Here is a 14,226-nt window from a genome sequence, read left to right as displayed (position 1 = left end):
CCGAGTCATGGCCGTCGCCCCCGGAGGCGGGTCATCCCACCGAGTCGAGCAGCCGGGCGGTGTACATCCGCCCGGCGTACTCGACCAGCCGGATCAGCACCTCCTTCCCCGAGTCGCGGTCACGGGCGTCGCAGAGCACCACGGGTGTGCCCTCGTCCAGATCCAGGGCACGCGAGACATCCTGGGCCCCGTAGGACCGGGCGCCCGCGAAGCAGTTGACGGCCACCACGAACGGGATGTGCCGGTGCTCGAAGTAGTCCACCGCGGGGAAGCAGTCCTCCAGGCGGCGGGTGTCGGCGAGGACCACCGCGCCGAGGGCTCCCTGCGACAGTTCGTCCCACAGGAACCAGAAACGGTCCTGGCCGGGAGTGCCGAACAGGTAGAGGGACAGGCCGGAGCGGATGGTGATCCGTCCGAAGTCCATGGCGACCGTCGTGGTGACCTTCTGGTCCACGCCGTCGGTGTCGTCCACCAGCTGCCCCGCTTCGCTGAGCAGTTCCTCGGTGCGCAGCGGCCGGATCTCGCTGACGGCACCGACCAGGGTGGTCTTGCCCACGCCGAATCCGCCGGCGACCAGTATCTTCAACGCCAGCGCGGTCGTCTCGTCGTCCTGGGCGTCGGAGTGCTCGGAGACCATCGATCACTTCTCTCGGGAGGGCCGGTCAAAGTCGGCGTCGTTCGAGTCCGGGTATCCGGATGGTGGTGAGTCTTCATCTACAGCGCCCGCAGTCCTTCGATCACCTCGCGCAGAATCCGTTCGTCAGGAAGTTGCGCGGGCGGCACCGGACGGCTGACGGTGACCAGGCCGAGCTCCAGGAGGTCGCCGAGGAGGACCCTGACCACGCCGACGGGCAGGTCGGCGCCCGCGCCGAGTTCCGCGACCGACTGTGTCTCCGTACGGCACAGGTCGACCAGGGCGCGGTGTTCCGGTCCGAGCGCGGTGTCGTCGTCGAAGCCGGGCGCGCCGGGATCCAGGGTCACGAGAGCGATCAGGTCGAAACGCACTCCGGTGGGGCCGGGTTCGGTGCGGCCGCCCGTCATGGCGTACGGACGCACCAGGGGTCCGGCCTCGCCGTCGTACCACTGGCTGCCCAGCTCACGCAGGGCGTCCGTCATGTCCTCGGTCATCTGAGCGGACCGCCTTCTCGCCTCATCCGGCGGCGGGAGGCCGCGCGCCGATGCGGGGCGCCGTGTACAGGTGCTCGCCGACGCGTTTGACCAGCCGCGCCATCTCGTAGGCGACCAGGCCTATGTCGGCTGTCACCGCGGTGAGGACGGCTAGGCAGGAGCCGTCGCCCGCGGCGGCCACGAACAGGAATCCGTCGTCCATCTCCACCATGGTCTGGCGCACGCCTCCGGCCCCGAAGTGCCGGCCCGTGCCCTTGGCCAGGCTGTGGAAACCGGAGGCCACGGCGGCGAGATGCTCGGCATCCTCACGGCGCAGGTCGGTGGAGGAGCCCACGGCGAGCCCGTCGTTGGACAGCACGACCGCGTGCCGCACCTCGCTCACCCGCACCACCAAGTCGTCCAGCAGCCAGTCGAGTTCGCCGGACCTCTGGGCGGCTCTCATGCTCGGGTCCTGGATCATGCGGAGTCTCCTTCGCTGCTGTCGCTGCCCACTGGGAAATCTGGAGCGGCACCGTGACCGGGCCGCCTGCCGCCGCCGCGGGCCCAGCCGTCGCGGTACGCCGCCATGCGGTCCCGGACGAGTTCGGGGGTGCGCCGGCCATCGTCCCGGGGGGCGGAAGCCCAGGCCGGTTCCTCGGCCGCCCGCTCGCGCAGTTGGGGGGCGAGGTTGGCCTGCCGTACCCGGCGCGGCAGGTCGTCGGAGTCCTCCGGGGCGGCGTCGTCGGGGCCCTCAGGAGTCCCGTCGTCGAGGTCGTCCGGAGGACGGTGCAGACGCAAGGTGGTGACTCCGGGGGGTGAGTTGTCGGCCGTGGTCCGCGAATCCGTGGTGGTCCGGGCCGCCCCGGGAGGTGAGTTGTCGGCCGTGGCCCGGCGCTCTGTGGTGGTCCGGACCGCCGCGGGTGCGGGAGCGACCAGTGCGGGCCGGTCGGCCGAGGCGGGGACGGACTCCTGATCCTGGGCGGCGGCGGGCACGCGCGCGTACTCGTGTTCCGCCGGCCGTTCCGCGTCCGCCGGCCTGTGAGGGGAACGTTCCGTCGATCCGGCGTGCAGCAGCGCGGTGGGCAGCAGGACGACCGCGGTGGTGCCGCCGTAGGGCGAGGTGCGCAGGTGCACCTTGATGTCGTGCCGGGCGGCGAGCCTGCTCACAACGAAGAGCCCGAGCCGGTCGCTGTCGAACAGGTCGAGGGCCTCGGACTGTTCGATGCGCCGGTTCGCCTCGGCGAGGGTCTCCTTGCCCATGCCCAGTCCGCGGTCCTCGACCTCGACGGCGTAGCCGTTGCCGACGGGCTCGCCGGTGACCCGCACGCGGGTGTGGGGAGGCGAGAACTGGGCGGCGTTCTCGATGATCTCGGCGAGGAGGTGGGTGAGGTCGGCGACGGCCGCGCCGGTGACGGAGGCGTCGGGCAGTTGGCGTACCTCCACGCGCGCGTAGTCCTCGACTTCGGAGACGGCCGCACGGACCACGTTCGTCAGGGAGACCGGCATGCGCCATGCGCGGCCGGGTGCGGCGCCGGAGAGGATGATCAGACTCTCGGCGTGCCGCCGCATCCGGGTGGTGAGGTGGTCGAGCCGGAACAGGTCGCTCAGTTCGTTCGGGTCGTCGGAGCGACGTTCCATGCTGTCGAGGAGCCTGAGCTGACGGTGGACCAGGACCTGGCTGCGGCGGGCGAGGTTGACGAAGACGCCGGAGATGCCGCTGGCGAGTTCGGCGCGCTCGACGGCGGCCCTGAGCGCGGCGCGGTGCACGATGCCGAGCGCCTCGGCGACCTGGCCGGCCTCATCCTCCGCGGGCTGGCCGGGCGGTGCCTCAGCCCGGACGTCGATCTCCTCGCCCGCGCGCAGTTTCCGCATGGCCTCGGGAAGGTCGCGGCGGGCGATCTCCAGGGCGCTGTTGCGCAGGCTCACCAACTCGACGACCAGGCCTCGACCGATACGCACGGAGATCACGAGGGACGCGACGACGGCGAGGAGGCCGAGGAGCACGGCGGCGCCGGCCGGCGTGAGCAGACCGCGGGTGAACGGGTCGGCCCGGTCGGAGACTTCGCGTCCCGCGTTCTGCTCGATCGTCCGCATGTCGTCCTGCACGCGCGCGCGTGCGCCGTCCCAGGTGGCCTGTGGTGCCGCGGCGAGCGCCCGGCCACCCGGACCCGCGGCGAGGACCCTGTCCTCGGTGTCGTGGAGGGTGCCGTAGGAGCTGCCTCCGGCGACCTCGCGCCAGGCGGCGCTTTCGGAGCCGCGCAGGTCGGCCACGGCGGACTCGGTGAGGGCGCGGCGGGTGCCGACGGAGCCGGTGAACAGCCGCAGCCTTTCGCCCGACAGTCCGCCGGCCAGGCGTGCGCTGCCCAGGACGGCGTCCTCCTGGGCCAGCGCCTCGCCCGCGCGGGAGAACTCGAGCAGCACGCGCGCGTCGGAGCCGAGTTCGGCGTCCTGGATGCCGGTGAGAGCGCCGCCCACGCCGAAGGCACTGGTGATGGTCGTCGTGTACCGCCCGTACGTCTCGTGCCAGTCCACTCGGTGGCCGAGTACGGCGGTGCGCAGTGAGGGCAGTCGCTCGGCGCCGGTGACGAACGTCCCGAGCCGTCGCGCCACGCCGGCGGGCAACTCCTCGCTGTCGGCGACGGTGTTGCCGTCGCCGAGCCGCAGTTTCGCCACGGCGCGGTCCGTGCGCAGGCCGAGGTTCTTCAGGTCGCCGCTCCGCCCGGCCGACGGGTCGCTCGCGTAGCGGACGGCGGCCGCCCGCTCGGTCTGGAGCGCGGCCACGGCCTCCGCGACCGGGGTGCGGATCGTGGAGTCCACGCGCTGCAACTGCCGGAGCCTGGAGATGTCCTGGGCGGTGGAGACGGTGGCGTACGCCCACAGGGCGAGCAGGGAGACGACCGGGACCATCAGCAGGCAGACGATCTTGGCTCGCACCGTGCGCGGTCGGATGCGCCAGCGTCCTCCGTGCGCGGGCGCGTCGTCCGGTATCGCGCCCAGGGGTTCGTCCGGGTGTTCGTCGGCGGGTGGTCCGGCGTGCGCGCGACGCCCGCGCACGGGGGGCTGGTGCGGCGTCTCGGCGCCGGCTGTGGGGGTCCTACGCGATGTACGCATGGCCTCCTCGCTCGGGAGTGGGTCGGGGGCGTGCCCGTGCGGGCGGGGCGGGTACGGGATGCCGCTAAGGGGCCGCGCTCTCGACCGGCCGCTGGGCCGAGGCGGAGGCCTGACGCTCCCCCGTGGTCGGCGACAGCGCGACGAAGGCCGAGGTCAGGAAGAGGTAGGACCCGAGGCCGACGGCGAGGGGGAAGATGAACTGCATCGCCATGGCCCCGGGCAGGGCGGCCCCGGAAGGGGCGACGCGCACGCTCACCGCGAGCATGCCGGTGTAGTGCATGCTGCTCACCGCCGCCCCCATGATCAGGGAGGCGATGGTCACGGCGACGGGTGACTTGATGTTGAGGGCCGCCCACAGGGCCGCCGTCGCCGCGACCACCGCGATCAGGACGGAGAGCCCGACGAGCGCGGGGTCGTATGCGACGTCGCCGTGCAGGCGGACCGCGGCCATGCCCAGGTAGTGCATGCTGGCCACGCCGAGCCCGGTGGTGAGACCGCCGAGGAAGAGGGCGCGGGTGCGGTCGCGGCTGTAACCGACGGCGAAGACGCCGGCGCAGACGACCACCATGGCGACGAGCAGGCTCGCGATCGTGAGCGGCACGTCGTAGCGGATGTCGGTGCCGCTGACGCTGAAGCCGAGCATCGCCACGAAGTGCATGGTCCAGATGCCGGTGCCGATCGCGGAGGCGGCGGTGACGAGCCAGTTGCGGCGTGATCGTCCGGTGGCGCCGAGCGCGCGGACGGTGCAGCGCAGCCCGAGGGCGGCGCCTATGCAGGCCATCACGTACGACAGCACGGGGGTCAGCCACCCCAGGGCCGCGTGGTCCAGGTGTCCCATGGCTCCGGGACGCTAGTCGGGGCAGGGGCGTACAAAGGGGGCGCATTTCGAAAGGTGTTGGAAACTGGCGCAGAGGTGTAGCTGAACGATCGCGGCACGCTCGAACGTGTGCACCCGGGCGTCATCCGTGTCGGTGAGGGATCATGCGGGACATGAGCGACGACCACACACACGTGCAGGAGTTCTTCACCGCCCGTGCCGCCGACTGGGACAGGCGGTTTCCCGACGACGGCCCCGCCTACGCCTCCGCGGTCGCGGACCTCGGGCTGCGTGCTGGAGATCGTGTGCTCGACGCCGGCTGTGGCACCGGGCGCGCCCTGACGCCGCTGCGAGCGGCCGTGGGGCCCTCGGGAGTGGTCGTCGGAGCGGACCTGACCCCGGCCATGCTGGAAGCCGCCGTGCGCGCCGGACGGGACCGGGAGGGGCAGTTGATGCTCGCCGACGTGGCCGTGCTGCCGCTGCGCTCGGAGTCGCTCGACGCCGTGTTCGGGGCGGGGCTCGTCTCCCATCTGGCGCATCCGACCGAGAACCTGCGCGAGTTGGCGCGCGTGGTGCGTCCCGGCGGCATGCTGGCGCTGTTCCACCCGATCGGCAGGGTGGCGCTGGCCGCGCGCCAGGGGCGGCGGATCACGCCGGACGATCTGCGCGCGGAGCCCAACCTGCGTCCGCTGCTGGCCGGTTCCGGGTGGCGCATGACGTCGTACGTCGACGAGGACGACCGGTTCCTGGCCTTGGCCGTCCGCGAGGGCTGACGGCCTTCGTTTCCGCTGACGCCCTGGCTGTCCGCGAGGGTTGACCCCCTTCGTCGGGTGACCGTGAGCTCCGCGTCGGTCAGTCGTTGGAGGTGACCGCCGACGGGCCCGTGTGGCGTACCGGACAGCCCCGTGCGCCCGGGACGGGGCGAGTGCCGAGGTCCTCCAGCCGATAACCGTTCGGGTAGCTCTTGATCTCCCAGTTCTGGCGCGCGTGATGCGGTGCCCGCCGGGGTGGCAGCAGCCGGACGGCGCGTCCGCGCAGCCGGACCACGCCGCGGACGAGGTCACGGGTGACAGGGCTCGGAGGTGTGTAGCGGAAGGCCCTCAGGAGCGGTTCGTCGAGCAGGGCGAGCGTCGAGGTGCGCAGCAGCGCGGCGAGGGGGCGCGGGTACCAGGAGGCCATCAGGGCGAGCGTGGCGTCCGAGACCCGTCGCGCTCCCTCGTCCCAGGCGAAGTGCGCCTCTTCGTAGGCGTCGAGGCAGGTCTCGAACTCCTCGTAGGACTCAGGTACGTCCTTGATGCCCAGATGCCGCCCCAGGGTGCGGTAGTGGACGGCGGAGGCGACGATCTCGTGGCGCGACAGCCTGCGCCAGGCGTAGGCGTCGATCCAGCGCCTGGGCACCACGACGAACGTGCAGAGCACGTACCGCATGTCGTCGTTGGTGATGTCGTAGCTGCGGTGCATCTGGTTGACGCGGCGGATCGCGGTGCAACCCTGTTCACTGTCGAAGCCGTGTTCGACGACGGCGTCGAGGAGCAGCACCGTGTCGTCGTAGCGCTTCTGGGGCCGGTCCGTGAGCTCCGCGGTCTCGGCGAGCAGCCGACCGATACGGGGCACGGCGTAGGTGCGGTACAGGGCCAGTTCGAGTGCGCGAGTGAAGTCCCAGGGAAACTCGTACGCGGATGAGAGACGGTAGATCTCCAGGGCGTCCTTCTCCGGGTCCATCCTCCGGATCTGTTCGAGCCTCGCGAAGCGCTTCACCGCGCTACCCCCTTTTGCCGCCGACGCTTCAACTCTACGTTGAGTAGCAGGATATGCACGATCAGTGAGGACAATCACGCAGGGGGAAAGGTGGTCAGCATGTGGGGCAGGGTCCGCGAGTCGGGTGCCAGATTCCTCAACGCCTTGCGCACCGAGGCGAAGACCGGCCAGGAGGTTCGCTCGCACAACCTGTTCGAGGCCGCGGCCGCCTATGTCTCGGCCTGCGCGGAGGACGACCAGGAACGGATCGAGGAGACCGCGGGCTGGGTGTCCCCGGAGGCCCTGTCGTTCGGGGTGAACGAGCTCGCGTGCCGGGCCGTGATCGCACTCGCGAGGGAGCGCGACGAGTCGCCTCGAACGGTGGCGCGTTCGCTTCTGGGACTCCCGGCGGCCTGACGCATCGGCGACGGATGGTCGATTCGCCCCGTCCAGCCGGAAAACTGCAGCTCCGGCGAGCGGGGGATTCGTGACAAGCGCCTTCCGGGCGCACTAAGGTGCGCGCCGTTGGACGAACCGATGGGGAGGCTGGGATGGCCGGGACGGACGAGGACACCGTCGCCGCCGAGGACGACGCGCTCTATGTGCTGACGGCGGTGCTGCTGACGCCGGCGAAGTTCCCGAGCGTGCTGGGCGACGACTATCCGGAGGCCTGCGCGGCGCTGGGGCTCGCACCGATGGCCGACGGATACGGTCTGGTACTCGGTCAGGACGGCGACGGCGCCAGGTGGACGGTCGTCGTCGACGACGTGTCGCTGGTCGCCGTCGCCATCGCGTCCTGGGACTGCGGCATGGAGCACGATCTGTCGCCCGACGAGCGCACGGTGGTCGCCGCGCTGCCCGGCTGGCCCCTGGAGGTCGCCGTGGCTGCCCCGGGCGTGCCGGCGCCGCACGATCCCGGGCCCGAGGTCGTGGACGGTGCCCCGCTGACGCCGCCGGACACCTCCAGGTGGGGGCCGGCACAGCGGCGGCTGGGCGCCGACGAGATCGCGCTCCAGTGGGCGACATGGCGGGAGCAGATCGACGACGCGGAGTTCCCCCGGCCGGACGGAGGTGACTCCCCCGTCTCCGGGAACGGCGAGTCCGCCGACGCTCCCGAGGAGGGCGCCTCCCCAGGAGACACCGGAAGCGGGCAGGTTCCACGGCAGGACGGGTCCAAGGGCGGCCACAGTGGCATCCGGCGCGTCCTCGCGGAGGCGCGTGCCTACACGGACGCGCCGCCGCCACTCGGCCGGGTCAGGTCGTCGTTCGCCCCCGGAGACGCGCGGACCCTGCGTGCCGACGGTCCCGGCTGGTCGCTTGTGGCGCGGACCGACGACATCGCGTTCGTCCTCCTCGACGACGAGCCCGGCGAGGTCCTGCCGGTGGGCCGGGGGCCGGAGCTGCCGGGCCTGCTGGAGGCACTCGACAAGATGGCCGTACGCCCGCTGTGAGGCCGCGTCGGCCGGTCGCGCCCCAGCGGCCGGTTGCGCACCTCGACGGGGGGTACGGCACCCGCCCGGACCGGCTGCGGTCGGACGGGCAAGCGTCGGACGGCTCGCCGCTCGCCGCTCGCGGACCATGCCGTCGGCCGGTCCGTGAGCGGCGATGTGGCCGGCTACCGCGCGCCCGCCGCTCCCGCGCGCAGCCGCTCCCGCGCGCCCGCCGGTCCGGCGCGACGAGGCGTCGGCGGCCGAGACGTCAGCGGCCGAGCTCCTTGCGGGACACACGGCGCAGCCTGCGCCGCTGTGAGGGGTCCAGCGTGAGGTAGGCGGCCGCCGGGACTCCCAGGACTATCAGGAGCGCGGCCCACCAGGGCAGCCAGATCAGCAGGATCAGCCCGACCGCCACACCTCCTGCGGCGATCTTCGCGTTCTTCGACATGTGCGTCGCCTCCTTCGCGGCAGCTGCCGCTCTCTGTCCAGAAAAACGGGTCCGCGCCTCCCACGGTTCCGGACCGCGACCCTGAGACACCCCTGATACATCCCTGACAGGCACCCCTACCCGGCCCGCAGGGGCTCTCCGACCTCGTGCATGTGGCGCAGGGCCTGCCGGTAGGAGTCGACGAGCCCGGTCTCCGCGTAGGTGATACCCAATTCCCCGCAGTGGGCGCGCACAAGGGGCTGGGCGAGTCGCAGATGGGGGCGGGGCATGTTGGGGAAGAGGTGGTGCTCGATCTGGTAGTTGAGGCCGCCGAGGAACCAGTCGGTCACGATGCCGCCGCGGATGTTGCGCGAGGTGAGCACCTGGCGGCGCAGGTGCCCCCAGGGTTCGCCGTTCGGGTCCGGCATCTCCATGCCCTTGTGGTTGGGGGCGAAGGACAGCCCCAGATGCAGACCGAAGAGGGCTTGATGGAGGGCGGCGAACGCCAGCGCCTGGCCGGGCGACATGGACATGAGCAGCAGTGTCGCGTAGCCGATGAGGTGGCTGACCAGCAGCACGGCCTCCACCCGGCGCTCCCCCGGCGACTGGCGGCGTAGATCCTTGAAGCCGTGGATCTTCAGGGCGATCCCTTCGAGGAGGGTGAGCGGGAAGAACAGCCAGGCCTGGTGCCGGGTGAGCCAGCGCCGAAAGCCCGTCCGTTCCTTCGCCTGCTCGCCGGTGAACACGAGGACGTCGGCGGCGACGTCGGGGTCCTTGTCGATGTGATTGGGGTTGGCGTGGTGCCGGCTGTGCTTGTGGTTCCACCAGGAGAAGCTCATCCCGAGCAGCAGGTTGCCGTGGACGAGGCCGATGAGACGGCCGGCCCTCTTGTCGCCGGTGATCTGCGCGTGCCCGGCGTCGTGGCCTATGAAGGCCGTACGCGCGCCGAGCACGGCGAGCACCGGGGCGAGGAGCAGAACCCACCAGGAACCGCCGAGCAGGACGATGCCTGTGACCACACCGGTCAGGGCGAGCGTGTTGAGGCGATGACGCGCGCGTACCAGCCGTACCGACGTCGCAGGAGGCCGTGGCTCTTGACCGCCCGCAGCAGGGGCGTGAACTCGCTGGAGCCGGGCGGCAGGCCGGACGTGTCCCGTGGGCGGGGTGCGAGTGCTGACGTGGTCTGGGACATGTCGGAGCTCCGGCTCTCTCAGGGAAACGCGCTGACCTGAGGAAACGTACGTTTTGATGACATGCGGCGACCATGAGGGCACCCCCCGTGTACCTGCGGGGGCCAGCACCTCGCGGCAGGGGGGCTGACGCCACCCCGCGGTGAAGTGACACAGGCCACGATCCAGCCTTGCCGCGCAGATCAGCCGGGTGCTGTACCCTCGGCGACTCCGGCTAGGTAGTCAAATTTGAGGAATACGCCATAGCTGTGCAGAGGATATCCCCGGCAACACCGTCCGAGCTCTCCGAACTGGCCGCCTGCTGCGCCGTGTTCGTGCCCGGAGACCCGGCCCGTACCGGCACCGTCGCGTTCTGGCGGCCGGACGGCAGCGCCCCGCCGGCCCTCGTGTCGGCCCCGGTCGAGGACCTGACCGTGGTGCTGCCCGGCAGCGAGGGAGTCGAGCGGGTGAGCGTGCCCGCCGTACGGCTGCCCGTACGTGCCGCTGTGCCGGTGCTCACGCGCGCGCGTGCCCTCGTCCACGCCGACCGCGGGACCCTCTTCTGGGGGACGGCGACCGTGCTCGCCCTGCACTTCCTCGCTCGCGGGCTGCTGTTGCCCGGCCTGTCCGCGGACGACCACGACGCCTGGCGCGCGGGCCCGTTGGGGAAGGAGGACGTCGAGCGCGTCCGCCGGCTCGCCGCCGCCATGCCTCCCGAGGCGCACGCCGTACCGGTGGACGGCGCCGGGCCGCTGCGACTGCCCGATCCCGAACGGCTGCTGCGGGACTTCCTGGACGCTGTCGCCGACTCCCTGCCCCGCTCCCCGGCGGCCCCGCTGGTGACCGATGGCCCCGCCTATGCGGCGCAGGAACCCCAATACCTGCCCGGACAGCGTGCGTGGGCGGCCGACGTCGCCGCGGGCCACGACGCGGGCGTGCGGCTCTCGCTGCGGGTCGAGGTGTCCGGTCTGGCCCCCGAGACGCAGGACGAAACGGGGTTGGCGTTCAGAGCCGTTCCGCAGCTGCACAGCGTGAGCGATCCGGCGCTCGTCGCGGACGCCGCCGAGATCTGGAAGGGCTCGGGGGGCGAGGGCGAGGGCTTCGGTCCGCGCGCGCGGATGGACGCCCTGCTCGCGCTCCGCCGCGCGGCACGGGCCTGGCCGCCACTGACGCCGTTGCTCTCGGCGACCGTGCCGGAGGCCGTCGACCTCGCCGACGAGGAGATCACCGAGCTCCTCGGTGCGGGCACGCGAGCCCTCACCGGCGCCGGAGTCGAGGTGCACTGGCCGAAGGAACTGGCCCGCGAGCTGACCGCCCGCGCGGTGGTGGGTCCGCCGGACCACGCGCCGGAACCGGACAAGGTCTCCTCGGACACACCGTCGTTCCTGTCCGCCGACGCGCTGCTCGCCTTCGACTGGCGCTTCGCACTGGGTGACCGGCAGCTCACGCGCGAGGAGCTGGACCGTCTCGCCGAGGCCAACCGCCCCGTGGTGCGGCTGCGCGACCAGTGGGTCCTCGTCGATCCCCAGGAGGTGCGCCGGGCCCGCACCCAGCAGGACCGCAAGGTGACGCCCATCGACGCGCTGGGCGCGGCGCTGACGGGCTCCACGGAGGTCGACGGCCGCCGGGTCGACGTCCACCCCACAGGGTGGCTGGCGGCGCTGCGGGAACGGCTCACGGACCCCGAGGCGCAGGAGCCGGTCGGGCAGCCCGCCGCGCTCGACGCCACGCTGCGGGACTACCAGTTGCGCGGCCTGAGCTGGCTGGTCCGGATGACGTCCCTGGGCCTGGGCTGCTGTCTGGCCGACGACATGGGGCTCGGCAAGACGATCACCCTGATCGCACTGCATCTGCACCGGCAGACCGACGCGGCCTGCGCCGGGCCGACCCTCGTGGTGTGTCCGACGTCCCTGATGGGCAACTGGCAGCGGGAGATCGAGAGGTTCGCGCCCGGCACGCCAGTACGTCGCTTCCACGGGGCGCGCCGCAGCCTGGATGCCCTGGCGGACGGGGAGTTCGTACTCACCACGTACGGCACGATGCGCCTGGACACCGAACGGCTCGCCGACGTCCCGTGGGGCCTGGTCGTGGTGGACGAGGCCCAGCACGTGAAGAACCCGTACTCGGACACCGCCCGCCGGCTGCGCTCCATCGGGGCACGCGCGCGCGTGGCGCTCACCGGAACCCCGGTGGAGAACAACCTGTCGGAGCTGTGGGCGATCCTCGACTGGACGACCCCGGGCCTGCTGGGCCGGCTCGGCACGTTCCGCACCCGGTACGCGCAGGCCATCGAGGGCGGCCAGGACCCGGCCGCCGCGGAGCGGCTCACCCGCCTCGTGCGCCCCTTCCTGCTGCGCCGCCGCAAGGCGGATCCGGGGATCGCCCCGGAGCTGCCGCCCAAGACCGAGACCGACCGCGCCGTGTCGCTCACCAGGGAACAGGCGGGTCTCTACGAGGCCGTGGTGCGTGAGACGCTCGCGGAGATCTCCGGCGCGGACAGCATGGCGCGCCGCGGGCTGATCGTGAAGCTGCTGACAGGCCTCAAGCAGATCTGCAACCACCCGGCGCAGTTCCTCAAGGAGGACCGGCCGAGGATCGTCGGACGCTCGGGGAAGCTGGAGCTCCTGGACGAACTCCTGGACACCATCCTCGCCGAGGGGGCGGGCGTCCTGGTCTTCACGCAGTACGTGCGCATGGCACGCCTCATCGAGCAGCATCTGTCGGCCCGTGGCGTGGCCTCGCAGTTCCTGCACGGAGGCACCCCGGTCCCCAAGCGGGAGGCGATGGTGCGTCGCTTCCAGGACGGCGAAGTCCCCGTCTTCCTGCTGTCGTTGAAGGCGGCTGGCACGGGGCTGAACCTCACCCGGGCCGAGCATGTCGTGCACTACGACCGGTGGTGGAACCCCGCGGTCGAGGCGCAGGCCACCGACCGGGCCTACCGCATCGGCCAGACCCGGCCGGTGCAGGTGCACCGGCTGATCACCGAGGGGACCATCGAGGACCGCATCGCCGACATGCTGACCCGCAAGAAGGAGCTGGCCGACGCGGTGCTGGGCGCGGGAGAGGCGGCGCTCACGGAACTGACGGACGTGGAACTGGCCGATCTGGTCGAGCTGCGAGGGGGCGGACGATGACCGCGGACGAAGACCTGGAGCGCACGTTCGCCGCGTTGCCGCCCGCGCACGGCCGGGGCTTCGCCCAGTCGTGGTGGGGGCAGGCCTGGCTCAAGGCGCTGGAGGACACGGCACTGGACTCCGCGCAGGTGAAGACGGGCCGCGGGCTCGCGCGCGCGGGAGCGGTGAGCGCGGTGTCGGTGCGCCCGGGACGTATCACGGCCGTCGTCCAGGACCGTGACGGTACGGCACACCGGGCCGACGTCCTGCTGGCGGAGTTGTCCGAGGAGCAGTGGGACCGCTTTGCCGACATGGCCGTGGAACGGGCGGGACACGTCGCCGCGCTGCTGGACCGCGACATGCCGACGCATCTGGTCGAGGACGCGGCCGCGGCGGGGATCGAGCTGATGCCGGGCGTGGGTGACCTGGAGCCCGAGTGCGACTGCGGTGGCTGGGACCACTGCGGGCACACGGCGGCCCTGTGCCATCAGGTGGCCCGGCTGCTGGACCAGGACCCCTTCGTGCTGCTGCTGATGCGGGGACGGGCCGAACGTCCCCTGCTGGACGCCCTCCAGGAGCGCGGCTCCGCGCCCGTCCAGGAGAGTGCCGAGCCGCCAGGAGTGGATGCCGCGGAGGCGTACGCGGCCGGGGGCATCCTGCCGCCGCTGCCCGCCGTGCCCGAACTCCCCGCGGAGCCGGGCGTACCGCCGTCCCTGGACACCGAGGCCCGGCCCGCGCCCGGAATCGATCCGGCAGCCCTGGAGTTCCTGGCCGCCAGGACCGTCGTCGAGGCTCATCGTCTGCTCGCCGACGCGCTTCGGGCGCGGCCGGAACCGCAGGGGCCCGAAGGAGAGTTGACGGTGGCCCAGGACGCCGTCCGCCTCGCCGCGGGCGCCGCTGCGGCCAAGGACGTCGCGGACCGGCTGGCCGACGGGTCCGGGCGCGGCAGGGAGCAGCTGGCCCCGGCCGTACGCGCCTGGCGGTACGGCGGTGTGACAGCCCTGTCCGTGTACGAGGAGGCGTGGACCGTGGAGGGGGAAGCGCTCGCCCGCGCGCGTGCCGCTCTCGACTCGGCCTGGGAGGAGTGGGAGGAGAACGAACGACCGGCGCTGCGGGCCACGGGCAACCGCTGGACGGTCGTCGGCTCGCCGCGCCAGCTGCGCCTCGGACGGGACGGCCGATGGTGGCCGTACCGGAAGGAACGCGGCCGTTGGATGCCGGCGGGCACCGCTGCCCAGGACCCCGCGACGGCGCTGGCTTCGATCGAACGTGCCGAAGGGGAGGACGAGCGGGCCTGAGGGGAAGAGACTCG

At 72.3% G+C, this 14,226-nt stretch carries 12 protein-coding genes and 1 pseudogene; 5 read left to right on the top strand and 8 right to left on the bottom strand.

Translation table 11 applies throughout. The features are described from left to right. Positions 1-31 precede the first annotated feature (31 nt). From AB0H86_RS18335 to AB0H86_RS18315, 5 genes are all read right to left on the bottom strand, one after another. The gene (locus tag AB0H86_RS18335; protein WP_362439027.1) at positions 32-637 is read right to left on the bottom strand and encodes an ATP/GTP-binding protein; all 606 of its coding nucleotides are present in this window, start codon (positions 635-637) and stop codon (positions 32-34) included. A 77-nt stretch (positions 638-714) separates the two neighbouring features. Further along, on the bottom strand, positions 715-1,128 hold the full coding sequence (locus tag AB0H86_RS18330; RefSeq protein WP_362439024.1) for a DUF742 domain-containing protein: 414 nt from the start codon (positions 1,126-1,128) through the stop codon (positions 715-717). A 22-nt stretch (positions 1,129-1,150) separates the two neighbouring features. Continuing rightward, positions 1,151-1,588: a roadblock/LC7 domain-containing protein gene (locus tag AB0H86_RS18325; RefSeq protein WP_362439021.1), complete on the bottom strand. Its 438-nt coding sequence runs from the start codon at positions 1,586-1,588 to the stop codon at positions 1,151-1,153. Further along, positions 1,585-4,218 carry a nitrate- and nitrite sensing domain-containing protein gene (locus AB0H86_RS18320; RefSeq protein ID WP_362439018.1) on the bottom strand — a complete coding sequence of 878 codons (2,634 nt, stop codon included), beginning with the start codon at positions 4,216-4,218 and terminating at the stop codon, positions 1,585-1,587. Before AB0H86_RS18320 ends, AB0H86_RS18325 begins: the two co-directional genes overlap by 4 nt. Before the next feature lie 64 nt (positions 4,219-4,282). Then, positions 4,283-5,056 carry an MHYT domain-containing protein gene (locus tag AB0H86_RS18315; RefSeq protein WP_362439015.1) on the bottom strand — a complete coding sequence of 258 codons (774 nt, stop codon included), beginning with the start codon at positions 5,054-5,056 and terminating at the stop codon, positions 4,283-4,285. A 152-nt stretch (positions 5,057-5,208) separates the two neighbouring features. Between AB0H86_RS18315 and AB0H86_RS18310 the strand changes: the two genes are divergently transcribed. Next, on the top strand, positions 5,209-5,808 hold the full coding sequence (locus tag AB0H86_RS18310) for a methyltransferase domain-containing protein (RefSeq protein ID WP_362439013.1): 600 nt from the start codon (positions 5,209-5,211) through the stop codon (positions 5,806-5,808). 79 nt (positions 5,809-5,887) lie between these two features. Here the strand turns inward: AB0H86_RS18310 and AB0H86_RS18305 are convergent, their stop codons facing one another. Then, a complete protein-coding gene (locus AB0H86_RS18305) occupies positions 5,888-6,757 on the bottom strand; it encodes an oxygenase MpaB family protein (RefSeq protein WP_362439697.1) in 870 nt (289 codons plus the stop codon). Between the two features lie 135 nt (positions 6,758-6,892). Here AB0H86_RS18305 and AB0H86_RS18300 point away from each other — a divergent pair, with 135 nt between their 5' ends. Beyond that, a complete protein-coding gene (locus AB0H86_RS18300) occupies positions 6,893-7,189 on the top strand; it encodes a hypothetical protein (protein WP_362439010.1) in 297 nt (98 codons plus the stop codon). A 134-nt stretch (positions 7,190-7,323) separates the two neighbouring features. After that, a complete protein-coding gene (locus AB0H86_RS18295) occupies positions 7,324-8,223 on the top strand; it encodes a hypothetical protein (RefSeq protein ID WP_362439007.1) in 900 nt (299 codons plus the stop codon). A 247-nt stretch (positions 8,224-8,470) separates the two neighbouring features. Here AB0H86_RS18295 and AB0H86_RS18290 read toward each other — a convergent pair whose 3' ends face one another. Both AB0H86_RS18290 and AB0H86_RS18285 read right to left on the bottom strand, forming a co-directional pair. Continuing rightward, entirely contained in the window at positions 8,471-8,653 is a 183-nt protein-coding gene (locus AB0H86_RS18290) for a hypothetical protein (RefSeq protein ID WP_189697265.1), read from the bottom strand. 116 nt (positions 8,654-8,769) lie between these two features. After that, positions 8,770-9,824 (bottom strand): annotated as a pseudogene (locus AB0H86_RS18285) (acyl-CoA desaturase). A 246-nt stretch (positions 9,825-10,070) separates the two neighbouring features. On the opposite strand from AB0H86_RS18285, the gene AB0H86_RS18280 reads away from it, so the two are divergent. Together AB0H86_RS18280 and AB0H86_RS18275 are read left to right on the top strand one after the other, a co-directional pair. Continuing rightward, the gene (locus AB0H86_RS18280; protein WP_362439004.1) at positions 10,071-12,935 is read left to right on the top strand and encodes an SNF2-related protein; all 2,865 of its coding nucleotides are present in this window, start codon (positions 10,071-10,073) and stop codon (positions 12,933-12,935) included. Then, on the top strand, positions 12,932-14,212 hold the full coding sequence (locus AB0H86_RS18275) for an SWF or SNF family helicase (RefSeq protein WP_362439001.1): 1,281 nt from the start codon (positions 12,932-12,934) through the stop codon (positions 14,210-14,212). The genes AB0H86_RS18280 and AB0H86_RS18275 overlap by 4 nt, the downstream gene beginning before the upstream one ends. The last annotated feature ends 14 nt before the right edge of the window (positions 14,213-14,226 follow it).

Source organism: Streptomyces sp. NPDC050997, assembly GCF_040660135.1.
Taxonomy (GTDB): domain Bacteria; phylum Actinomycetota; class Actinomycetes; order Streptomycetales; family Streptomycetaceae; genus Streptomyces.
This window is presented reverse-complemented; position numbering and strand designations above follow the sequence as displayed.

Coding starts and splice junctions, on each gene's coding strand:
- AB0H86_RS18295 (WP_362439007.1), top strand. CDS start 7,324: ATGGCCGGGACGGACGAGGACACCGTCGCCGCCGAGGACGACGCGCTC.
- AB0H86_RS18330 (WP_362439024.1), bottom strand. CDS start 1,128: ATGACCGAGGACATGACGGACGCCCTGCGTGAGCTGGGCAGCCAGTGG.
- AB0H86_RS18305 (WP_362439697.1), bottom strand. CDS start 6,757: ATGGACCCGGAGAAGGACGCCCTGGAGATCTACCGTCTCTCATCCGCG.
- AB0H86_RS18300 (WP_362439010.1), top strand. CDS start 6,893: ATGTGGGGCAGGGTCCGCGAGTCGGGTGCCAGATTCCTCAACGCCTTG.
- AB0H86_RS18290 (WP_189697265.1), bottom strand. CDS start 8,653: ATGTCGAAGAACGCGAAGATCGCCGCAGGAGGTGTGGCGGTCGGGCTG.
- AB0H86_RS18335 (WP_362439027.1), bottom strand. CDS start 637: ATGGTCTCCGAGCACTCCGACGCCCAGGACGACGAGACGACCGCGCTG.
- AB0H86_RS18325 (WP_362439021.1), bottom strand. CDS start 1,588: ATGATCCAGGACCCGAGCATGAGAGCCGCCCAGAGGTCCGGCGAACTC.
- AB0H86_RS18275 (WP_362439001.1), top strand. CDS start 12,932: ATGACCGCGGACGAAGACCTGGAGCGCACGTTCGCCGCGTTGCCGCCC.
- AB0H86_RS18310 (WP_362439013.1), top strand. CDS start 5,209: ATGAGCGACGACCACACACACGTGCAGGAGTTCTTCACCGCCCGTGCC.
- AB0H86_RS18315 (WP_362439015.1), bottom strand. CDS start 5,056: ATGGGACACCTGGACCACGCGGCCCTGGGGTGGCTGACCCCCGTGCTG.
- AB0H86_RS18320 (WP_362439018.1), bottom strand. CDS start 4,218: ATGCGTACATCGCGTAGGACCCCCACAGCCGGCGCCGAGACGCCGCAC.